Raw genomic sequence first — 21171 nt, 5'->3', positions numbered from 1 at the left:
TTGACCGAGCGGCCTGGCTCCGGGACCCCATGGGGGTGTGTTGCATCGGTGTAGTTTGCCGCCATGCAGAGCCTCGCAGTCCTCATCGCCCTTCTCACCGCCGTCGATGCCGTGGCGGACTGGACCTGCGTGTGGTTCGGCTGGCGGCGGACCCACTACGTCACCAAGCCCCTGGTGATGGTGGGGCTGATGGTGTTGGTGGGGCTCGTCAGCGACGGCGAGCCGGCAGCGTGGTGGCTGATCGTCGCGCTCTTCTTCGGGATGCTCGGCGACATCTCGATGATCGGGGCCTCCACCAGGCGCTTCCTCGGCGGGGTGGCGTTCTTCTTCGTCGGCCATCTGGCGTACGCCGTGACCTTCCTCGCGCTCGGTCTGGAGACCCCCGCGTGGTCCTGGGCCGGGATCGTGGTCGCGGTCGTGCTGGCGATCCCGATGGGCCGGGTGCTCGGGGGCGCCCGTCAGATGGGCGGTGTGCCGACGGCTGCAGCCCTGGCGGCGTACTCGCTGGTGATCGCCACCATGCTCGTGCTCGGCTGGATGACCGGGAGCGTGTGGATCGCCGTGGGCGCGCTGATCTTCGTCGTCAGCGACACCCTGATCGGGATCAACCTCGCCGAGCACGGCAACGAGCCGCCGCGCCTGACCAACGTGCAGATCATGGTGACCTATCACGTCGGCCAGGCGCTGATCACGGCTGGCGTGCTGCTGGCGCTCTAGGCCTCGATGACGACCGGGACGATCATCGGGCGGCGACGGTGGGTGCTGGAGACCCAGCGCCCGAACGTACGCCGGATGGCCTGCTGCAGCTGGTAAGTGTCGGTCGCACCCTCCGAGATGGCCCGGTTGACCGCCTTGACGATCGGCTGCTTGATCGGCTCGAAGGCGTTGTCCGGCCACACGTGGCCGCGGGCGTGGATCTCCGGGCCGCTGGCGACGGTGCCGTTGACCGAGTCGACCACGACGATGATCGAGACGAAGCCCTCCTCGGAGAGGATGCGGCGGTCCTTGAGCTCGGACTCGGTGACGTCACCGACGGTGGTGCCGTCGACGAAGACGTAGCCGCACTCGACCTTGCCCGCGATCTCGGCCTTGCCGTCGATCAGGTCGACGACCACGCCGTCCTCGGCGTAGACGACGCTCTCCACGCCGGTCTGGCGGGCCAGGTCGCCGTTGGCGAGCAGGTGGCGCACCTCGCCGTGGACGGGCATCACGTTGCGCGGGCGGACGATGTTGTAGCAGTAGAGCAGCTCGCCGGCGCTGGCGTGGCCGGAGACGTGCACCAGGGCGTTGCCCTTGTGGACCACGTTGGCGCCGAGGCGGGCGAGGCCGTTGATCACCCGGTAGACCGAGTTCTCGTTTCCGGGGATCAGGCTCGACGCGAGCAGGACGGTGTCGCCCGGCTCGATGTGGACGAAGTTGTGGGTGCCGTTCGCGATCCGCGACAGCGCCGACATCGGCTCGCCCTGCGAGCCGGTCGAGACCATGACGACCCGCTCCGGCGGCAGCTCGGCGAGCTCCTTGGCGTCGACGATGACGTCCTCGGGCACGTGTAGGTAGCCCAGGTCGGACGCGATCTGCATGTTGCGGACCATCGAGCGACCGACGTACGCCACCTTGCGGCCGTGTGCGACCGCGCTGTCGAGCACCTGCTGGACGCGGTGCACGTGGGAGGCGAAGCAGGCCACGATGATGCGCTGGTCGGACTCGCGGAAGACCTGCTCGATCGCGGGCGCGATCTTCTTCTCGGCGGTCGTGAATCCGGGGACCTCGGCGTTGGTGGAGTCGGTGAGGAACAGGTCCACACCCTCCTCGCCGAGCCGGGCGAACGCGCGCAGGTCGGTGATCCGGCCGTCCAGCGGCAGCTGGTCCATCTTGAAGTCGCCGGTGTGCAGCACGAGGCCGGCGCCGGTGCGGATCGCGACCGCGAGCGCGTCCGGGATGGAGTGGTTGACCGCGACGAACTCGAGCTCGAACGGCCCGAAGGAGATCGTGTCGCCCTCGCGTACCTTGTGCTGGACGGTCTCGCGCAGGCGGTGCTCGCGCAGCTTGGAGCCGAGCAGGGCCAGGGTCAGCTCGGAGCCGACCAGCGGGATGTTCTGACGCTCGCGGAGCAGGTAGGGCGTCGCGCCGATGTGGTCCTCGTGGCCGTGGGTCAGGACCAGCGCCTCGATGTCGCCGAGGCGGTCACGGATCGGGCCGAAGTCGGGCAGGATCAGGTCGACGCCGGGCTGCTGCTCCTCGGGGAAGAGCACACCGCAGTCGACGATCAGCAGCCGGCCGTCGTATTCGAAGACGGTCATGTTGCGGCCGACCTCGCCGAGGCCGCCGAGAGGGGTGACCCGCAGGCCGCCCTTGGGGAGCTTGCCGGGTTCGGTCAGCTCCGGGTGTGGGTGAGACAAAGGCGTTCCTTCTAGAGAAGGCCAGAGGCCTCCAGCCCGGCTCGCAGCGCCTCGACCTCGTCGCTGTCGAGAGCCACCAGAGGCCCTCGTACGTTGCGGTTGTCGATCACGCCGGTCAGCTCGAGTGCGGCCTTGGCAGTGGTGGCTCCGTAGTTCGGGACGCCCATGATGGCGTCGATCGCGGGGAGCATCCGCGCATAAGTCTTGCGGGCGGTCTCGATGTCGCTCGCCGCGAAGGCGTCGATCATCGTCCGCGTCTGGTCGCCGAGCACATGGGCGGCGACGCTGATCACGCCGACGGCGCCGTGCGCCAGCCAGGCGAGGGTGAGCGCGTCGTCACCGGAGTAGATCGAGTAGCCGAGGTCGAGCAGCCTGGTGCCGCGCGGGAAGTCGCCGGCGGCCTCCTTGACCGCGACGACGGTGTCCCAGGTGATCGCCTCGCGGTAGGTGTCGAGGGTGATCGGGGAGCCGGTGCGGCCGGGGACGTCGTAGAGGATGACCGGGGTGTCGGTCGCGGAGACCACGGTGCGGAAGTGCTCGCGGATGCCGCGCTCGCCCGGCTTGTTGTAGTAGGGCGTCACCAGCAGCAGGCCGTCGGCGCCGATCGACGCCGCCTGCTTGGCGAGCTCGACGGTGGTGCGGGTGTCGTTGGTGCCGATGCCGGCCACGATCTTGGCGCGGTCGCCGACGGCGTCCTTGACCGCGGCCAGGATCTCGCCGTCCTCGGCAGGAGTGGTGGTCGGCGACTCGCCGGTGGTGCCGGAGACGACGATGCCGTCGTGGCCGTGATCGACCAGGTGCTTGGCGACTTTCTGGGTCTGCTCCAGGTCGACCGAGCCATCGTCGTTGAACATCGTGACGAGTGCGGAGAGCACGGTGCCGAAGGGAGCATCAGTCATGGCGTACAGACTATCGTCAGACGCGCTGCATGACCTCGTCGGCTACGAGTGCGAGATGGTCGAGATCGCTCAGGTCGAGCACCTGGAGGTAGATGCGGGTCGCGCCGGCGTCCTCGAACCGCTTGATCTTGGCGACCACCTCGTCCGGGGTGCCCGCCAGACCGTTCTCACGCAGCTCGGCGGGCTCGCGGCCGATCGCCTGCGCCCGGCGGGCGATCTCGTCCTCGTCGCGGCCGACGCAGAGCACCTGGGCGGCGGAGTAGATGATCGAGTCGTCCCGGCCGGCCGCCTCGACGAAGCGCCCGACGTTCTCGAACAGCGCCTGGGACTCCTCGACGGAGACGAACGCGGCGTTGAACTCGTCGGCGAAGGTCGCGGCCAGCGTCGGCGTACGCTTCTTGCCGCCACCGCCCACGATCACCGGGATCGAGCCGGCGTGGCCACGGGTCTGGATCGGCTTCGGCAGACCCGGGCTCTGCTTGATCGTGTAGTGCTTGCCGTTGAAGTCGAAGGTCTCCCCCGGCTCGGTCGCCCACAGCCCGGTGATGATCTCGAGCTGCTCCTCCAGCCGGTCGAACCGCTCCCCCAGGGCCGGGAACGGGATCCCGTACGCCTCGTGCTCCTCCTCGAACCAGCCCGCTCCCAGGCCGAGCTCGACCCGGCCCTCGGACATGTCGTCGACGTTGGCAGCCTGGATGGCCAGCACACCCGGGAGGCGGAAGGTCGCCGAGGTGACCAGGGTGCCGAGCCGGATCGTGCTCGTGTCGCGGGCCAGGCCGGCGAGCGTCGTCCACGCGTCGCTCGGTCCGGGCAGTCCGTCGACCGAGCCCATCTTCAGGTAGTGGTCGGAGCGGAAGAACGCCCCGAATCCCAGCTCCTCGGCCTTCTTGGCGACAGCGAGGATGTCGGCGTAGGACGCCCCCTGCTGGGGCTCGGTGAAGATGCGCAGCTCCATGCCGTTTACCTTAGAGGGGCGAGACACCTACTCGCGCGTCAGGGAGCGAAGGCGGGCTGTAGAGCTCAGCTCGCGGCGCTGTCGCCACGGGCGCTCCCCACATCGTCCAGGCCGGCCCGTTCTCGATCGGGAGCCAGGTGTTGGTGAAGTCCGCCGCCCAGTCCCCTGGCGGTTCGAGCCGCAAGTCTGATCGTTTGAGGCCGACGAGGTCGGCGGTGAAGACCGCCCAGGCCCCGAGCGTCGCCACGAGCGGAAGCGGCTTGCGGGCGGCGATCTGGAAGGCCGCCAGTAGGGGCAGGTGCCAGTCTCCTGCCACCACGGCGGCCTGCTCCTCCCATGTCGCCTTCAGGTCGAGAGGTCGCTGGCGCCCGATCCGCGCGATGAACGGTCGCCACCGGTCGAGCACCTCGTCGCTGCACCTCGGCCGCGCGAGCAGCTCCTCGAACCGTTCGTTCTCGTAGAAGTACGCCGACCCCACCCGGTGCCGCGGCCCGGCCAGCCCCGCGCGCAGCACCCGCTTCGCCTGGGCCTCGCCCAGCAGGTGCACGTCGGCCAGTCGGAGCACGGCCTCGGTCGTAGTGATCCACATGTGCCGAACGTACGTGCGAGCACCGACATCGATGATCCGACCGGATCGGCCGGGTCGTAGCAACAACCCGCGATGGGGCGACTATGGCTGAGGATCCGAGCTTGTGAATGCTTCACAAACTCGGATCCTCAGTCATAGCGAGCGAGATCGCCCTGCTCTGCCGCTAGCCGACGCGCTTGCGCATCAAGACGTCGTCGACGCCCGGAGCTCGACACGACTGAGAAAGACGCGGTCGTACGCCTCGTGGGGCTCACGCTTCGTCTCGACCCATTCCGTCTCGTCGAAGTCCGGGTAGAGGACGTCCCCCTCCGGGGTCAGGTGGACCCGGGTGATGACCTGCTCGGTGGCGTACGGGAGGGCGGCCGCATAGACCTGCGCTCCCCCGGCGATGACGATGTCGCCCTGCTCCGCTGCGGCCAGGGCGAGGGCGGAGTCGATGTCGTGGGCGACCAGGACACCGTCGTACGCCCAGTTCTCGTCGGTGGTCAGGACGACCGTCGTGCGGCCCGGGAGGGGGCGGCCGATGGACTCGAAGGTGGTGCGGCCCATGACGAGCGTGTGACCCATCGTGATCGCCTTGAACTCGGCCTGCTCGCCGGGGATCTTCCAGGGGATGTCGGGGCCGTTGCCGATGACGCCGTTGTCAGCGACGGCCGCGACCATCACGACGCGTCCCGAACCGGCCTCAGACGGCAACGGGAGCCTTGATGGCGGGGGCAGGGTCGTAGCCCTCCAGCGTGATGTCCTCGAGCTCGAACGCGTCGATGTCCTTGACGTCCGGGTTGAGCCGCAGCGTCGGCAGCGGCCTGGGCTCGCGGGTGAGCTGGAGACGGGCCTGCTCGAGGTGGTTGCTGTAGAGGTGGGCGTCGCCGAGCGTGTGCACGAAGTCACCGACCTCGAGCCCGGTCACGTGAGCGACCATGTGGGTCAGCAGGGCGTAGGAGGCGATGTTGAACGGCACCCCCAGGAACACGTCAGCGGAGCGCTGGTAGAGCTGAAGGCTCAGCTTGCCGTCGGCGACGTAGAACTGGCACAGCGTGTGGCACGGCGGCAGCGCCATGTCGTCGATGTCGGCCGGGTTCCAGGCGCTGATCACGTGGCGGCGGCTGTCGGGGTCGGTGCGGATCTGGTCGATGATCTTGGCGATCTGGTCGACGTGGCGCCCGTCGGGAGTCGGCCAGGAGCGCCACTGGTAGCCGTAGACCGGGCCCAGGTCGCCGTTCTCGTCGGCCCACTCGTCCCAGATCGTGATGCCGCGCTCCTGGAGCCAGCGCACGTTGGTGTCGCCGCGCAGGAACCAGAGCAGCTCGCCGAAGACCGAGCGGGTGTGGACCTTCTTCGTCGTCAGCAGCGGGAAACCCTCGCTGAGGTCGTAGCGGGTCTGGTGACCGAAGACGCTGATCGTGCCCGTCCCGGTGCGGTCGGACTTCTCCACGCCCTCGTCGAGGATGCGGGTCAACAGATCGAGGTAGGACTGCACGGCCCCAGCCTAGGTCAGAGCTCGGCTCAGAGCTCGACCGTCCCTCGGATGGTGGTCAGCGTGTCTCCGCCCACCCACACCTGGTCATCGATCCGCTCGACGTGCACGCGTCCCCGCCGCTTCATCACGGTCCCCTGAGAAGCGACGTACGCCTCCGGTAGCTCCGATCCTGCCAGCCACTGCCCCAGCGCGGCGTTGAGCGACCCGGTGACCGGGTCCTCGAAGGCGACGCCGTCGGCCGGGAAATACGCCCGGACCTCGACCGCGCACTCGCTGCCCTCGGGGTAGCGCCCGACGAGGCCGACCTTGTGACTGCCCAGAGCGGCGTGGTCGGGCGTCACGGCCAGTACGGCCTCCGCATCGGCGAGCATCACCCCGACCCAGCCCGGCCCGTTGTCGCACCACCGCGCGCCCTGGATGTCGTCGCGGGAGATCTGCAGACCCTTCGCGATGGCTCCCAGCGTCTCCTCGTCGACCTCGCCGCCCCGGATCAGCTCAGGCGCGGCGAAGGCGATCCGCTCCTCACGGCGCAGCTCGACCAGACCGACACCGCACTCCTGCACCAGGCTGGTGCCCTTCGGCTTCCCGCCCGCCTCCAGCCAGGCGTGCGCCGACCCGAGCGTCGGGTGGCCCGCGAACGGCAGCTCGCCGCTGACCGTGAAGATCCGCAGGCGGTAGTCGGCAGCTGGGTCCGTCGGGGTCAGCAGGAACGTGGTCTCGGACAGGTTGGTCCACCGCGCGAAGGCAGCCATCTGCTCGTCGGTGAGACCGTCGGCGCCGTGTACGACGGCGACCGGGTTGCCCAGCAGCGGCTCGTTGGTGAAGACGTCGACCTGGCGGAACTCGTAGGCAGTCACGCGCGAGAGCCTAGCCATGGCCGGCGAGAAGCCTCAGGCGGTCAGCTTCATCGGGCCGTAGACCTGCCGGTCATGCTCGAAGAGCACCACCGCGGCCACGCCCGCGTCCAAGAGGTCCTGCCAGACCTCGCCGACCCACGACTCGGCGTCGCTCTGGTTGGCGAAGCGCTGGCCGGCGAGGTCGCCGTCGACCGGCACCTCGGCGCCCGAGGCGTCGACGAGCTGCCACCACCACGGCCGGTCGGCCGCTGACGGCTGCTTGAAGACGGAGGGAACGTCGGGAATGCTCACGTTGCTCACCCCTCCCGCACGTGCGAGGGGACGAAGGGCGGCTTGGTGAGCTGGAAGATCTCGCGGCGGCCGCGTACGTCGATGCCGATCTCGGCCTCCGGGTTGACCGTGGTCGAGACGAGCACCAGGCCGACGCCCTTCTTCAGCGTGGGCGAGAAGGTGCCGGAGGTGACCTCGCCGACCGGCACGTCGGCCGTCAGGGACGCGGTCATGTGCGGGCGTGGGATGCCTCGTCCGACGGCGACGATGCCGCGCAGGACGCGCTTCGGGCCGGCCTCCTTCTCGGCGACCAGCTTGTCGCGGCCCCAGAAGGCATCCTTCTTCCAGCCGACGGCCCAGCCGAGGCCGGCCTCGTTGGGAGTGACGTCCAGGGCGATGTCCTGGCCGTGGAGCGGGTAGCCCATCTCCGTACGCAGGGTGTCGCGGGCGCCGAGGCCGCACGGCACCGCGCCGAGCTCCTCGCCCCGGGACAGCAGCGCGTCCCAGAGTGCGGCGGCGGCCTCGTTGGCGACAATCAGCTCGTAGCCGCGCTCACCCGAGTAGCCGGAGCGGCACACGACCACGCCGATCTCGTCACCGAGTACGTCGGGAGCGGCCGCCTCCACGAAGGACATGTACTCGTGACCGGCCGGCAGCCCGACCGCCTCGAGCAGCTCGTCGGACTTGGGCCCCTGGACGGCGAGCACCGCGTAGTCGCGGTGGTGGTCGGCGAGGTTGATCCCCTCGGGGGCCGCCTCCTGGAGCCGACGTACGACCTCCGGGGTGTTGGCGGCGTTGGGAACGATCAGGACGTGCTCGTCGTCGCGGTAGTAGGCGATCAGGTCGTCGACGATGCCGCCGGTCTCCTCGTCGCAGCACAGCGTGTACTGGGCCTTGCCCGGCTTGATCCGGTTGAGGTCGTTGGTGAAGGACGCGTTGACGAAGTCGGCCGCACCCGGCCCGCTGATCATGACCTTGCCCAAGTGGCTGACGTCGAAGACCCCGACGGCTTCACGGACCGCCGTGTGCTCCTTGATGACGCCGGAATACTCCAGCGGCATCGACCAGCCGCCGAACTCACCGAACTTCGCGCCGAGCCCGACGTGGTTTTCGTGCAGAGGGGACTGGAGCAGCTCCGACCCGCCCCCCGTGGAGGTCTCTTCAGCCATACCGCGAACTTATCGCACCAGGCCGACACTGCCCGGTCGGCGCCCCGTCTGGGCGCGCCACACCTAGACTGCACGGCGTGACCCTGCCTGACATCACCTACACGCTGCGTACCGCCTCCCCTGCCAAGACCCGTGCCGAGGCGGTCGTCGTCGGCATCGGCCAGGGCGCGAAGGCTGTCGAGGTGACCGCCGGCGCGGAGGACGTCAAGGCCGCCTACGGTCGCCGGTGGCGCGGGATGCTCGCCACCCTCGGTGTCAGTGGCAAGGCCGGCGAGGTCACTCGCCTCCCAGCCGGGAGCGAGATCGGCGCCCAGCTCCTCGTGCTGGTCGGGCTCGGCAAGGCCGGTGCGGACGGGACCTACTCGGCCGATGCCGTACGCCGCGCCGCCGGCGCCGCCGCTCGCTCGGTCCCCAACGCGACCTCCGTCGCCGTGTCCCTTCCGGCCGACACCCCCGAGCTGGTGCGTGCCGTCACCGAGGGCTATGTCCTCGGCGGCTACACCTACACGACGTATAAGTCGAGCGCAGCCAAGTCGAACGGCGGCAAGTCGGGCGGGGACGGCAACGGGCCGAGCGATGTCGCGATCCTGAGCGCGATCGCGCGGCGTACGGACGCGGTCACCGCCTTCGAGGAGGCGCAGGTCCTCGCCCAGGCGGTCGCCGGCACCCGCGAGTGGGTCAACATCCCGCCGGCCGACCTGACTCCCCCGGCGTTCGCCGACGCCATCGCGCACGTGGCCGAGCTGGTCGAGGGCGTCGAGACGACCGTGTACGACGAGAAGCAGCTCGCCGAGCTCGGCTGCGGCGGCATCCTCGCGGTGGGCATGGGCTCGGCGGCCAAGCCGCGTCTGGTCGAGCTCACCTACTCCCCCGACGACGCGCGCGGCCACATCGCGCTGGTCGGCAAGGGGATCACCTTCGACTCCGGCGGCCTCACCATCAAGCCGGGCAGCTCGATGTCCACGATGAAGTCGGACATGGCCGGTGCCGCCGCGGTCGCCCAGGCGACCTTCGCGATCGCCCGCCTCGGGCTGCCGGTGAAGGTCTCCGCGTTCGTGCCCATGGCCGAGAACATGGTCTCCGGCTCCTCCTACCGCCCCGGTGACGTGGTCACCCACTACGGCGGCACGACCGTCGAGGTCTCCAACATGGACGCCGAAGGCCGGATGATCCTCGCCGACGCCCTCGTGCGGGCCACCGAGGTCTCGCCGGACCTGATCATCGACGTCGCCACTCTCACCGGTCACATGGTGATGGCGCTGGGCGACCGGGTCAGCGGCGTACTCGGCTCCGAGGACGTCGTCGACCGTGTTCTCGCCGCCGCCGACGTCGCCGGCGAGCAGATGTGGCCGATGCCGATCCCGGAATGGATGGACGAGCGAATCCGTTCTTCCAAGGTGGCCGACCTCAACCAGCACGACTGGATCCGCTGGGGCGGTGGGCTGTACGCGGCCGCCTTCCTGCGCGAGTTCACCGGCGGTCTCCCCTGGGCCCATCTCGACATCGCCGGACCCTCTTTCAACAGTGGTGGCGCCTCGGGCCATCTCACTCCCGGAGGCACGGGTGTGGCGGTGGCAACACTGGTGGACTACGTACGCGAGATGGCTACCGATCAGTAGTGGTCCGGTTGACACAGCGCTGCGGGGGTAGTGACAAGATGGGCTCCGTGATCGACGCCCTTGGCCGCCCGTCTGGCGGCATCATGAGTGCGTCGGGCAGGTGTCGACCCAGACCGATGCGCCTTTCTCTCACGGAGTCTCCTCGCCGAGCCCTCGGGCTCGGTCGTGGCGACGCGCGTGTCCGGACATACAAGTAGAGCAACGAACAGACGTAGAACGAAGGAACCCATGGCCACCGAAGTAACTCTCCCGGCACTCGGCGAGTCCGTCACCGAGGGCACCGTCACCCGCTGGCTCAAGCAGGTCGGCGACACGGTTGCGGTCGACGAGGCCCTGCTGGAGGTCTCCACCGACAAGGTCGACACCGAGATCCCCTCGCCGGTCGCCGGCACCGTGCTCGAGATCAAGGCGTCCGAGGACGACACCGTCGAGGTCGGTGGCCTGCTCGCCATCATCGGCGCTGCCGACGAGGCCGGCGCCGATGACGCTCCCGCGGAGCCCGCCGCGCCCGCGGCCGAGCCGGAGGCTGCCGCCCCCGCCGCCGAGCCCGAGGCTCCGGCCGCTTCGGCCGCACCGGCCGAGCCCGAGACTCCCGCCGCGCCTGCCGCTCCGGCGCCCGCCGCCGGTGGCAACGCCACCGAGGTCGCTCTCCCCGCGCTGGGCGAGTCGGTCACCGAGGGCACCGTCACCCGCTGGCTCAAGCAGGTCGGCGACACGGTCGCCGTCGACGACGCGCTGCTCGAGGTCTCCACCGACAAGGTCGACACCGAGATCCCCTCGCCGGTCGCCGGCACCCTGCTCGAGATCAAGGTCGCCGAGGACGAGACCGTCGAGGTCGGCGCCGTCCTCGCGCTCGTCGGTGACGCCGGCGCCGCTCCGGCCGCCGAGCCCGCGCCCGCCGCCCCGGCCCCGGAGCCCACCCCCGAGCCCGAGCCTGCTCCTGCCCCGGAGCCCGAGCCCGCTCCGGCCGCCGCCGCACCCGCGCCGGCTCCGGCCGCTCCGGCTCCTGCCGCGCCGGCCCCGGCCGCTCCCGCTCCTGCGGCCCCCGCCCACGCCGCGCCGTCCACCGACGGTTCCCCGGCCATCCAGCCCGGCGGCTACGTGACCCCGCTCGTACGCAAGCTCGCCGCCCAGCACAACGTCGACCTCGACACCGTCCAGGGTTCGGGCGTCGGTGGCCGCATCCGCAAGGAGGACATCCTCCAGGCGGCCGCCGCGAAGTCGGCTCCGGCCGCTGCCCCGGCAGCCGCCGCTCCGGCGGCCTCGGCTGCTCCGGCCGCCTCCGCCGCCCCCGCGGCCCCGTCGCCGCTGCGTGGCACCACCGAGAAGATCTCGCGTCTGCGCAAGGTGATCGCCGAGCGGATGACCGAGTCGCTGCACACCGCGGCGCAGCTGACCCAGGTCATGGAGGTCGATGTCACCAACATCGCCCGCCTCCGTGAGGCCAACAAGGCCGGGTTCCTGCAGCGCGAGGGCGTCAAGCTGACCTACCTGCCGTTCTTCGCCAAGGCCGCGATCGACGCGCTCAAGGTGCACCCGAAGCTCAACGCCGGGATCGACATCGAGGCCGGCACGGTCACCTACTACGACCGTGAGAACATCGCCTTCGCCGTCGACACCGAGAAGGGTCTGCTGACCCCCGTCGTCAAGGACGCGGGCGACCTCTCGATCGCCGGCATCGCGAAGAAGATCGCGGACGTCGCCGACCGCACGCGCAACAACAAGATCACCCCGGACGAGCTCTCCGGCGGCACCTTCACGATCACCAACCTGGGTTCGTTCGGTGCGCTCTTCGACACCCCAATCATCAACCAGCCGCAGGTCGCCATCCTCGGCCCGGGTGCTGTCGTGAAGCGTCCGGTCGTCATCGACGACCCGGACCTCGGCGAGACGATCGCGGTGCGCTACATGGTCAACGTCGCGCTGACCTACGACCACCGCCTGGTCGACGGCGCCGACGCCGGCCGCTTCCTCCAGGACGTCAAGAAGCGCCTCGAGGCTGCTCAGTTCGAGCTCTGAGCCGGTAAGCAACGAGCGGCGCGGTCCCCATGGGGGCCGCGCCGCTCGTCATCTCACCTGGTGACGGCTACAGGTCCATGTCGGACATGTCGGTGATCTTGCCGCTCGGCTTCTCGATGGTCACGGGCTCACCGTGAGCGGACAGGTCGAAGACGATGTTCCCGGAGTCCCCGCCATCCATCCTCATGCGCACCAGCCGACCCTCGGAGTCGACGTTGACATCGACGGTGGAGCCCTCCGCTCCGAAGTCCGACTCGCCCGCATCGAACGTGTAGTGAGCGGTGTCGACACCTTCGATCGTCTCCTGCCCGACGTACGTCGTGGTGTCCGCAGAGATCGCGTGGGTGACAGAGTCCAGGAAGAGGTTGGGCGACGGCATCATCGCCGACATCATGGTGGCGAACCCGCCCATCACCCATTCGCCATCCATGCTGGCGTACGCGATGTCGTCGAGAGTGACGAACTCGACCGTGCTCGGTCCGTCGTCGCCGCTGATCTCGCCTTTCACGTGGAAGGCCATCGGGTCCTGCTGATAGTCGCCTTCGCCGGTTCCGGCGATCTTCTCGCCCTCCTCGACGGCGTTGATCTCCATGTCGACGTGGACTGTCGACATGGACGCGGCGGCCGCTTTCACGACCTTCATGGCCTCGGACGCCGACAGCGTGGTGCCGGGCTCGATCGAAGGTGCGGCATCGGCCGCGGAAGCCGTGTCTTTCGCGTCGCTGCCGGTCTCACCACATGCCGCAACGGTGCAGGTCGCGGTCAGGGCGAGGACGGCCGCCGCGAGGCGGCGACGGTTCTGGGTGGTACGCACGTCTGGGTGCCTTTCAAGACTGATCCGAAGACCGATCGCTCCCGAGCGCGGCCAGTCGAAACACGCGCATTCTGCGCACAGCCTCTTTACCTCCGCCGGGGTATCGCCAAACCGTTATCCCGCCGATCCGGCGTTCACCGCTCCGGGCACTGCCCGTCCGGCTCGGCCCGGGGCGTACGATCTCGGTGTGACTGAGCTGCGCTTCGTTGAGGTCGGGACGATCGACTACCTGGACGCCTGGGAGCTGCAGAAGCGGGTCCACCAGCGCGTCGTCGACCGCGAAGACCCCGACACGGTGCTGCTGCTCGAGCACCCGCCGACCTACACCGCGGGGAAGCGTACGAAGCCGGAGGACCGGCCCGCTGATCCCGGCGGCGCCCCGGTGATCGACGTCGACCGCGGCGGCGAGGTGACCTTCCACGGCCCCGGCCAGATCGTCGCCTACCCGATCGTGCGGCTGCCGGAGAAGGTCAAGGTCGTCGACTTCGTACGCCGCCTGGAGCAGGCGATGATCCGCACCTGCGCCGAGTTCGGCGTCACCGCCTACCGCGTCCCGGGCCGCAGCGGGGTGTGGCTGCCCGCGGGCGAGACCCCTGACGGCGTACCCCGCCTGGAGCGCAAGGTCGGAGCGATCGGGCTGCGGGTCAGCCAGCACGTGACCATGCACGGCATCGCGCTCAACTGCGACGTCGACCTGGGCTGGTACGAGCGGTTCGTGCCGTGCGGTATCTCCGACGCCGGGGTCACCACCCTCTCGATCGAAGCCGGGCGGCAGATCGGCAACGCCGAGGCGATGCCGGTGCTCCACGCGCAGATCGCGGAGATGCTCTCCTGGCGCGACTACGAGCCGGGCCCGAGCCTCGAGGCCAAGCCCGACCCCGCGAAGACTCCGCGGGTTCCGCTGCTCTCCCCCAGCCTGGGCTGAGCGGATCGGCAACGGCCGGTGTGACCGACCAGTAGCCGCCTGCCTTCGAGGTTCCACCACCACGCGGCGTACCCTTGTGGGGTGACTCAAGCTCCTGCCCCAGAAGGTCGCAAGCTCCTCCGTCTCGAGGTCCGCAACGCGCAGACTCCGATCGAACGCAAACCGGAGTGGATCAAGACCAAAGCGAAGATGGGGCCCGAATACAAGGAGCTCACCGCGCTGGTGAAGTCCGAGGGCCTGCACACGGTGTGCCAGGAGGCCGGCTGCCCCAACATCTTCGAGTGCTGGGAGGACCGCGAGGCCACCTTCCTCATCGGTGGCGACCAGTGCACCCGGCGCTGCGACTTCTGCCAGATCGACACCGGCAAGCCGACCGACCTCGACCGTGACGAGCCCCGCCGCGTGGCCGAGTCCGTGCAGACCATGGGCCTGAAGTACGCCACCATCACCGGCGTCGCCCGTGACGACCTCGCCGACGGCGGTGCCTGGCTCTACGCCGAGACGGTCAAGCAGATCCACGAGCTCAACCCCGAGACCGGCGTCGAGAACCTCATCCCCGACTTCAACGGCATCCCGGAGCTCCTCCAAGAGGTCTTCGAGTCCCGCCCCGAGGTGCTCGCGCACAACGTCGAGACCGTCCCGCGGATCTTCAAGCGGATCCGTCCCGCGTTCCGCTACGAGCGCAGCCTCGACGTGATCACCCAGGCCCGCGACTTCGGCCTGGTCACCAAGTCCAACCTGATCCTCGGCATGGGCGAGACCCGCGAAGAGGTCTCCGAGGCGCTGCGCGACCTGCACGCGGCCGGCTGCGAGCTGATCACGATCACGCAGTACCTGCGCCCGAGCGTGCGTCACCACCCCGTCGAGCGCTGGGTCAAGCCCGAGGAGTTCATCGAGCTCCAGGCCGAGGCCGAGGAGATCGGCTTCTCCGGCGTCATGTCCGGTCCGCTCGTTCGTTCGTCCTACCGCGCCGGTCGGCTGTACCGTCAGGCGATCGAGGCGCGCGACGCCTCCTCCGTGGCTTCCTGAGTCCCTGCGTACGAGAACTGAAAGAGGAAGATGTCCCAGACCGACCCGAGCACCATGAGTCGCCGCCAGCAGATGGTGGAGACCTACAAGCTCACCAAGCAGTCAGACCCCAAGATCGGCCTCATCCTCGGCTCGATCTTCGTGGTCGTCGCCGCGGTCGCCGGCGTGATCTTCTGGTTCCTGCCCGGCGAGGGCATCTTCTCCTGGATCTTCACGATCGTCGGCGCCCTGCTGGCCGGCCTTCTCGCCGCGATGGTGGTCTTCTCGCGGCGCGCGCAGAAGGTGATGTACGCCCGGCTCGAGGGCCAGGTCGGTGGCGGCTACGCTGCCCTGACCATGCTCCGCCGAGGCTGGACCGTCACCCAGGCCGTCGGCGTCGAGCCGCGCAGCCAGACGCTGGTCCACCGCGTGGTCGGTCCTCCGGGAGTCGTCCTCGTCGGCGAGGGCAACAGCCCGAGCAAGGTCCGCTCGCTGCTGGCCAGCACCAAGCGCACCCACGCCCGCGTACTGTCCGAGGTGCCGATCACGACCGTCGTCGCCGGCAACGGTGAGGACGAGGTGCCGCTGCCGCAGCTGACCAAGCACGTCACCAAGATCGGCCGCAACGTCTCCGGCCCCGAGATCACCGACATCCTCAACCGCCTCAAGGCCGTCGACGCCACCCGCGGCACCATGCCGATCCCGAAGGGCCCCGTCCCGACCTCGATGAAGGGCATGCGTGGCAACCTGCGCGGCCGCTGACCGTCACAGCCGGCGTGCCCGGACCGCGTAGAGAAGCGGGATCCGGGGCGCCTGCTCGGGCAGCCTGAACCAGCCGTCCTCCCCCGCCATCATGGACGGGAAGCGAGGCCATGGCAGCCGCTCGTCCTCGCGGACGACCTCGATCCGCAGACCCGCTCCGGCGAGGGCGGTGACGACCTCGCCGACCCCGTGGCGCCACTCGTACGCCGTCGTGGCCGTGCTCAGCGCCGGCCCGTCGGTGTAGGTGTGGGTGGATTCCTTCGCGATCGCGCCCCTGCCCGAGAGGTAGTCGTGGCGCAGCTCGAGGGAGTCCTCCCGACCGGGCTCCGGCACCTCACCGAGGGCGTCGAGGAGCGGGTGGAACTCGGCCAGATAGAGGAAGCCGCCGGGCTTGAGCAGATCGTGGACGACCCGTGCCCACAGGTCGATGTCGGGCAGGTAGCAGACCGCGCCCTTGCCGGTGTAGACGACGTCGAACCGGCCGGCGCCCAGGACCTCGACGGCGTCGTGGACGTCGGCCTCGTGGTAGTCGACGGCCAGCCCGCGCTCGGCGGCGATCCGGCGCGCCGCGGCCACCGCCTCGGCCGAGATGTCCAGGCCGTACGTCACCGCACCGCGCTGCGCGAACGCCACCGTCTCGGTGCCCAGATGACACTGCAGATGCACGACCTCGCGACGGGTGAGGTCACCGAGGTCGCTCCATTCGTAGTCGGCGAACCACGACTCCGCGGGCCGGGACCCGTCGATGCCGTAGAAGGCGCTGGCGAGGTGGATCGGCGTACGCGCGTCCCAATTGGCCCGGTTGGCCTCGATCTGCCGGGTGATTTCGGGGTCGAGAGTCATGCGAGCACGGTCCCACGAATACCGTGCCCCGAAAACGACAAAGGGCCGGCCCCGTTCGGGACCGGCCCTGCTGCCTACGAACTGGCTGTCAGCCGGCCATGCTCGGCATGTCGGTGACCTGGTCCGCCGGCGGCGCCTCGATGGTCACGTCCTCGCCGTGCTTGGACAGGAGCATCTCGACGGTGCCCATCTCGCCCATGCCGACCTCGGCCTTGCGGAGCAGGCCGTCCGCGTCGACCCAGATGTCCTGGTCGATCGTCTTGGGCATGCCCTTGGTGCTGTCGGCACCGAGGCTCTCGGCGAGCCCGGCGGAGTCGACGGTGAAGCTGTAGTGCTTGGTGTCGGTGCCGTCGACCTTCTCCTCGCCCTCGAACTTGGAGGACTTGATCGACTCCTCCATGCCGTCGAAGAACGCGAGCGGGTTGCTCATCGACTCCAGGCTGGTCCCGCCCATCTTGGCGAGATCGTCGGTGCTCGCGGTCACCCACGAGTCGCCCATCATGCCCTTGATGTAGATCTTCTCGTCGACAAGGATCGTCTCCAGATCCATGTTCATCGAGCCACCGCTCATCTTCATGGTGGAGTGCTGCGCCGGCGGCTCCTTCTGGATGTCGCCCTCGCCGGTCATCGAGACCGTCTGACCCGACGCCTTCGCGTCCATCTTCGTGGTGAAGTGGGCGGTGTCGATGTCGGTCGCCTTCTTCATCACCTCGGTCATCTCCTCGGCCGAGACCGAGTCACCCTCGCTGGCACCGCCGGCCCCACCACCGCCACCGCAGGCCACCAGGCCCGAGAGCGATACGGCCAGCACGCCTGCCACAGCGGCGCGGCGCCAGAGGCCACGTGGCCCGAGAGTACGGTTGAGCGTCATTGAGCTTCCCTTCGTGTTTGCCGCTGCTTGCGGCTGACCTGTCAAACTTACCCTCGGAAGCTGCTCAACCAAGCCGGCGAAACACGTGTCGATAGGTCTGAAGGGTGACGGTCGCCGTACCCGCCGCCAGATCGTGGAGCCCGCGCCGGTCGGGACGGAAGACCAGCGGCGGTACGACGAGGACGACCAGGATCTGACGGGCGATGCTCCGCAGCGGATCGAGCGGGCGTACGTCCGGCTCACCGGTCGTCACGCGCACCGTACGCAGCCGGGTGACCAGCTTGCCGAAGGAGCCGCCGCCGAGCGTGGTGAAGACCGCCGTCTGCACGATGAAGACGACCAGGATCCACAGGTTGTCGGTCGGCCGCGGGTCGACACCGGCGAGCAGCGACCCGAACGGCAGCGCCCGTACGCCGAGGAAGACCGACGCCACCAGCGACGACGCGAGCCAGTCGATGAAGAGTGCCAGGACGCGCCTGCCCCAGCTCGCGGTGTCATAAGGCAGAGTGGGCGTCGCAGGAGTGGCGGAACTGGTCACGTCGTAAGCGTAGGCGGCAACGTCTTGAGGGGTGAGATCCGGGATGGTTGCCGATCAAATCACACAACCTGTTACACGCCTGAAACATTTGCGACACTCCTGCGCAACCGTCCCTTCGTAATTTGCGTGGCACGGTCGGATCCATGAGGGTCCGGCCTCGATCGCGAGAGACCTATCTGGCTCTTCCCGCCCGGGTGAGCCAAGGAGGATTGATGTTCAGCACTGACGACGAGCTCTTGAAGTTCATCTCTGACGAGGGGGTCGAGTTCGTCGACATCCGTTTCGTCGACCTGCCTGGCGTCCAGCAGCACTTCACGGTGCCGGTGTCGTCGTTCAACCTGGAGCCGATGGCCTTCGACGGTTCGTCGATCCGTGGTTTCCAGACGATCAACGAGTCCGACATGGCGCTCTACCCGGACGTCACGACTGCGTACATCGACCCGTTCCGCGCCGCGAAGACCCTCGCGCTGATGTACTTCGTGCACGACCCGATCACCGGGGAGGCCTACTCTCGCGACCCGCGCAACATCGCGCGCAAGGCCCTGGCGTACCTCGCCTCGACCGGCATCGGTGACACCGCGTTCTTCGCCCCCGAGGCGGAGTTCTTCATCTTCGACAAGGTCGCCTACAACACCTCCGAGGGCGAGTCGTTCTACAAGATCGACTCCGTCGAGGCCTGGTGGAACTCGGGTGCCGACAAGAACCCCGACGGCTCGGACAACCTGGGCTACAAGACGCGCTACAAGGGCGGCTACTTCCCGGTCTCCCCCACCGACCACTTCGCCGACCTGCGCGACACGATGGTCAAGAACCTCGAGGCCTCCGGCCTGCTCGTCGAGCGCGCCCACCACGAGGTCGGCACCGCCGGCCAGGCCGAGATCAACTACAAGTTCGACACGCTGCTCAAGGCTGCCGACGATGTCATGAAGTTCAAGTACATCGTCAAGAACACCGCCTGGGAGGCCGGCAAGACGGTCACCTTCATGCCGAAGCCCGTCTTCGGTGACAACGGCTCGGGCATGCACGTCCACCAGTCGATCTGGAACGCCGGCGAGCCGCTGTTCTACGACGAGACCGGCTACGGCGGCCTCTCCGACATGGCCCGCTGGTACATCGGCGGCATCCTGAAGCACGCCCCGTCGGTGCTGGCTTTCACCAACCCGACCGTGAACTCCTTCCACCGCCTGGTCCCGGGCTTCGAGGCTCCGATCTCGCTGGTCTACTCCTCGCGCAACCGCTCCGCCGCGGTCCGCATCCCGATCACCGGCACCAACCCGAAGGCCAAGCGCGTCGAGACCCGGTTCCCGGACCCGTCCTCGAACCCGTACCTCGCCTTCTCGGCCCTGCTCCTCGCCGGCATCGACGGTATCCAGAACAAGATCGAGCCGCCCGCTCCGATCGACAAGGACATCTACGAGCTGCCGCCGGACGAGATGGCCGAGATCAACCAGGTGCCGACCTCCCTCGGTGCCGTCCTGTCGGCGCTGGAGAGCGACCACGACTTCCTCACCGTGGGCGACGTCTTCACCCCCGACCTGATCGAGACCTGGATCGACTACAAGACCAACGACGAGATCCTCCCGATCCAGCTCCGCCCGCACCCGCACGAGTTCGAGCTCTACTACGACATCTGAGCCGACCGCTCACCTGTCTGCACACCGAAGGCCCCGGTTTTCCCGGGGCCTTCGGCCATTTCGTACGTCACCCCTTGATGGGCGAGGCGTCCTGGCCCAGTGACTCGGGGATCACTTGCTCAACTGCTCGAGCAGCTCGTCCGGCGTACCTTCGACCTTGTCTTCGATCGGATCCTGCCCCTCGATCGACATCTCGAGCCGGCCGACTCCGGCCCGCTTCGCGTCCTGAGCGACGGTGAGGAGATCGGCTTGCGTGTTGACGGTCAGCACCACGTAGCCATCGGCCCCGCCGCCGATGAAGGTGACGCTGGCGATCGGCGAGTCCTTCAAACCTCCGAGCACCGCAACCTCGCCCGCGACCTCGGCGACCGTACCCATCACGAGGAGGATTCCCTTGGAGGGCACGTCGTTGACCGACACGAAATAGTCGTTCGGGTTCGTCAACTTCGCCTGGGCCGCGAGGGCGGACCGGTTGACCTCGACCGTGTCCGCCAGGGGAACGTTGAAGCTGAGCCGGATCTTGTTCGGTTGCTCATTCACACCACCGACCTGCACCGACGCGCCGTCGTAGGCTCGCCAGTCCGGAAGACTCTTCAGGTCGGTCACGATGCTGTCGACCTGGCTGGCGTCGAGGTCCCCGATCGCCACCAGGATCTGGAATCCACCAGGTGCCTTCACCGAGACCGTGTCGTAACGGTCCGGATGCTCACCCAGCGACTCCAGCACGGTGACGGCGACTGCCATCGGATCCTCGACCCCGTCCAGCGACACCCGGAACCGGTCATCCATCCGTCCTGATCCGAACGGCTTGATCTCGTTCGAGGTGTATTGATCGAGTTCCAGATCTGCCAGCTCCACGAACGCTGAAACAGCCTCATTGGGCAAGGCTTGCTGCGCAACCTCAGAGCCCACGACTACGCCGTTGCTGGTGAGATCCCAGCCGTCCAGCCCAACCGCGAAACCACCGTCGTCCTCCCACTCGGCAATCCGGTCGGCAACCGGATTCAGTTGAGTCTCCTCGACGTCGGAGAACACCACTCGCCGATCATCGACATCGACCTTCTCGACTCCAGGCATTGCGAGAAGGTCCTTCTCCACGGACGCGTCCCGATCGAACGGCCCGCATCCAGACAACCCCAGCACCAAGCCAGCGGCCGCAACACCGAGCATCAGTCTCATTACGCCCCGATCCGAGAAGGTTGTCGACAGCCCCAGGACCGCCCTGCCACACCTTGCCATACGCTGCACCGTTCAGCGGGACGCAACCATTTGCGTCGGCCGACATCCTCGATCGCCACCACCAGGCCTCGACAACCTGCGCTCTGACGGCCACGACGAACTCGTCGTGATCCGGACCGCTGCGATGTCGAGAGCCGCTACTGCGTGCCGTCGCCGACGACGAGAACCGCGACCGACTCAGTACGACGTGCGCCGCCTGGCTTCCCTGTCAGCGTCTGCTGAAATGGTGGCTGCTCGGATACATGCCACGGCTGCGTACGGCTCGCCGCCATCCGGTGGGC

Annotated in this window: 21 protein-coding genes; 7 read left to right on the top strand and 14 right to left on the bottom strand. The window is 68.5% G+C overall.

From position 1 onward, the window contains the following. The first annotated feature begins 63 nt into the window (after positions 1-63). The gene (locus ACW14X_RS25935; RefSeq protein WP_457163819.1) at positions 64-717 is read left to right on the top strand and encodes a lysoplasmalogenase; all 654 of its coding nucleotides are present in this window, start codon (positions 64-66) and stop codon (positions 715-717) included. On the opposite strand, the gene ACW14X_RS25930 is transcribed toward ACW14X_RS25935, so the two are convergent. The 9 genes from ACW14X_RS25930 to gcvT form a co-directional block, all read right to left on the bottom strand. Next, entirely contained in the window at positions 714-2399 is a 1686-nt protein-coding gene (locus tag ACW14X_RS25930) for a ribonuclease J (RefSeq protein WP_350718289.1), read from the bottom strand. The genes ACW14X_RS25935 and ACW14X_RS25930 overlap by 4 nt on opposite strands. A gap of 11 nt (positions 2400-2410) precedes the next feature. Next, positions 2411-3298: a 4-hydroxy-tetrahydrodipicolinate synthase gene (dapA, locus tag ACW14X_RS25925; protein ID WP_350718291.1), complete on the bottom strand. Its 888-nt coding sequence runs from the start codon at positions 3296-3298 to the stop codon at positions 2411-2413. Between the two features lie 16 nt (positions 3299-3314). Beyond that, entirely contained in the window at positions 3315-4253 is a 939-nt protein-coding gene (locus ACW14X_RS25920) for an LLM class F420-dependent oxidoreductase (protein ID WP_457163818.1), read from the bottom strand. A 10-nt stretch (positions 4254-4263) separates the two neighbouring features. After that, positions 4264-4842, bottom strand: coding sequence for a hypothetical protein (locus tag ACW14X_RS25915; protein WP_457163817.1), 579 nt, complete (start codon positions 4840-4842; stop codon positions 4264-4266). Between the two features lie 183 nt (positions 4843-5025). Beyond that, positions 5026-5538 (bottom strand): dihydrofolate reductase, encoded by a 513-nt coding sequence (locus ACW14X_RS25910; protein WP_457163816.1) that lies wholly within the window; start codon positions 5536-5538, stop codon positions 5026-5028. Beyond that, the gene (locus ACW14X_RS25905; RefSeq protein ID WP_457163815.1) at positions 5528-6322 is read right to left on the bottom strand and encodes a thymidylate synthase; all 795 of its coding nucleotides are present in this window, start codon (positions 6320-6322) and stop codon (positions 5528-5530) included. Before ACW14X_RS25905 ends, ACW14X_RS25910 begins: the two co-directional genes overlap by 11 nt. Positions 6323-6348: 26 nt before the next feature. Continuing rightward, positions 6349-7179, bottom strand: coding sequence for a PhzF family phenazine biosynthesis protein (locus ACW14X_RS25900; RefSeq protein ID WP_457163814.1), 831 nt, complete (start codon positions 7177-7179; stop codon positions 6349-6351). Between the two features lie 33 nt (positions 7180-7212). Further along, positions 7213-7470, bottom strand: coding sequence for a hypothetical protein (locus ACW14X_RS25895; RefSeq protein WP_160022416.1), 258 nt, complete (start codon positions 7468-7470; stop codon positions 7213-7215). A gap of 5 nt (positions 7471-7475) precedes the next feature. Beyond that, on the bottom strand, positions 7476-8618 hold the full coding sequence (gene gcvT / locus ACW14X_RS25890; protein ID WP_160022414.1) for a glycine cleavage system aminomethyltransferase GcvT: 1143 nt from the start codon (positions 8616-8618) through the stop codon (positions 7476-7478). Between the two features lie 77 nt (positions 8619-8695). Between gcvT and ACW14X_RS25885 the strand changes: the two genes are divergently transcribed. Continuing rightward, positions 8696-10237, top strand: coding sequence for a leucyl aminopeptidase (locus ACW14X_RS25885; protein WP_457163813.1), 1542 nt, complete (start codon positions 8696-8698; stop codon positions 10235-10237). Positions 10238-10465: 228 nt separating this feature from the next. Next, positions 10466-12256, top strand: coding sequence for a 2-oxoglutarate dehydrogenase, E2 component, dihydrolipoamide succinyltransferase (sucB, locus tag ACW14X_RS25880; protein ID WP_457163812.1), 1791 nt, complete (start codon positions 10466-10468; stop codon positions 12254-12256). 67 nt (positions 12257-12323) lie between these two features. Here sucB and ACW14X_RS25875 read toward each other — a convergent pair whose 3' ends face one another. Further along, positions 12324-13070, bottom strand: a complete 747-nt coding sequence (locus ACW14X_RS25875) for a DUF6612 family protein (RefSeq protein WP_457163811.1) — start codon at positions 13068-13070, stop codon at positions 12324-12326. A gap of 187 nt (positions 13071-13257) precedes the next feature. Between ACW14X_RS25875 and lipB the strand changes: the two genes are divergently transcribed. The 3 genes from lipB to ACW14X_RS25860 all read left to right on the top strand — a co-directional run bounded on the left by lipB (position 13258) and on the right by ACW14X_RS25860 (position 15765). After that, positions 13258-13995 carry a lipoyl(octanoyl) transferase LipB gene (lipB, locus tag ACW14X_RS25870; RefSeq protein WP_457163810.1) on the top strand — a complete coding sequence of 246 codons (738 nt, stop codon included), beginning with the start codon at positions 13258-13260 and terminating at the stop codon, positions 13993-13995. An 81-nt stretch (positions 13996-14076) separates the two neighbouring features. After that, entirely contained in the window at positions 14077-15024 is a 948-nt protein-coding gene (lipA, locus tag ACW14X_RS25865; RefSeq protein ID WP_160022404.1) for a lipoyl synthase, read from the top strand. A gap of 30 nt (positions 15025-15054) precedes the next feature. Beyond that, complete coding sequence (locus ACW14X_RS25860; RefSeq protein ID WP_350718309.1) at positions 15055-15765, top strand: DUF4191 domain-containing protein; 711 nt, start codon at positions 15055-15057, stop codon at positions 15763-15765. 3 nt (positions 15766-15768) lie between these two features. On the opposite strand, the gene ACW14X_RS25855 is transcribed toward ACW14X_RS25860, so the two are convergent. From ACW14X_RS25855 to ACW14X_RS25845, 3 genes are all read right to left on the bottom strand, one after another. Beyond that, on the bottom strand, positions 15769-16608 hold the full coding sequence (locus ACW14X_RS25855; protein ID WP_457163809.1) for a class I SAM-dependent methyltransferase: 840 nt from the start codon (positions 16606-16608) through the stop codon (positions 15769-15771). A gap of 88 nt (positions 16609-16696) precedes the next feature. Continuing rightward, positions 16697-17479: a DUF6612 family protein gene (locus ACW14X_RS25850; protein ID WP_160022398.1), complete on the bottom strand. Its 783-nt coding sequence runs from the start codon at positions 17477-17479 to the stop codon at positions 16697-16699. Positions 17480-17543: 64 nt separating this feature from the next. Continuing rightward, the gene (locus tag ACW14X_RS25845; RefSeq protein ID WP_400464566.1) at positions 17544-18017 is read right to left on the bottom strand and encodes an RDD family protein; all 474 of its coding nucleotides are present in this window, start codon (positions 18015-18017) and stop codon (positions 17544-17546) included. A gap of 212 nt (positions 18018-18229) precedes the next feature. Here ACW14X_RS25845 and glnA point away from each other — a divergent pair, with 212 nt between their 5' ends. Then, positions 18230-19651, top strand: a complete 1422-nt coding sequence (gene glnA, locus ACW14X_RS25840) for a type I glutamate--ammonia ligase (protein WP_160022394.1) — start codon at positions 18230-18232, stop codon at positions 19649-19651. 111 nt (positions 19652-19762) lie between these two features. Here the strand turns inward: glnA and ACW14X_RS25835 are convergent, their stop codons facing one another. Beyond that, positions 19763-20830, bottom strand: a complete 1068-nt coding sequence (locus ACW14X_RS25835) for a hypothetical protein (RefSeq protein WP_457163808.1) — start codon at positions 20828-20830, stop codon at positions 19763-19765. Positions 20831-21171 lie beyond the last annotated feature (341 nt).

The organism is Nocardioides sp. YJ-D4 (assembly GCF_054031495.1).
This window is presented reverse-complemented; position numbering and strand designations above follow the sequence as displayed.

Excerpts from the sequence above, each read along its gene's own strand:
- ACW14X_RS25935 (WP_457163819.1), top strand. The coding sequence starts at position 64 with ATGCAGAGCCTCGCAGTCCTCATCGCCCTTCTCACCGCCGTCGATGCC.
- dapA (WP_350718291.1), bottom strand. The coding sequence starts at position 3,298 with ATGACTGATGCTCCCTTCGGCACCGTGCTCTCCGCACTCGTCACGATG.
- ACW14X_RS25920 (WP_457163818.1), bottom strand. The coding sequence starts at position 4,253 with ATGGAGCTGCGCATCTTCACCGAGCCCCAGCAGGGGGCGTCCTACGCC.
- ACW14X_RS25915 (WP_457163817.1), bottom strand. The coding sequence starts at position 4,842 with ATGTGGATCACTACGACCGAGGCCGTGCTCCGACTGGCCGACGTGCAC.
- gcvT (WP_160022414.1), bottom strand. The coding sequence starts at position 8,618 with ATGGCTGAAGAGACCTCCACGGGGGGCGGGTCGGAGCTGCTCCAGTCC.
- sucB (WP_457163812.1), top strand. The coding sequence starts at position 10,466 with ATGGCCACCGAAGTAACTCTCCCGGCACTCGGCGAGTCCGTCACCGAG.
- ACW14X_RS25860 (WP_350718309.1), top strand. The coding sequence starts at position 15,055 with ATGTCCCAGACCGACCCGAGCACCATGAGTCGCCGCCAGCAGATGGTG.
- ACW14X_RS25855 (WP_457163809.1), bottom strand. The coding sequence starts at position 16,608 with ATGACTCTCGACCCCGAAATCACCCGGCAGATCGAGGCCAACCGGGCC.
- ACW14X_RS25850 (WP_160022398.1), bottom strand. The coding sequence starts at position 17,479 with ATGACGCTCAACCGTACTCTCGGGCCACGTGGCCTCTGGCGCCGCGCC.
- glnA (WP_160022394.1), top strand. The coding sequence starts at position 18,230 with ATGTTCAGCACTGACGACGAGCTCTTGAAGTTCATCTCTGACGAGGGG.
- ACW14X_RS25835 (WP_457163808.1), bottom strand. The coding sequence starts at position 20,830 with ATGAGACTGATGCTCGGTGTTGCGGCCGCTGGCTTGGTGCTGGGGTTG.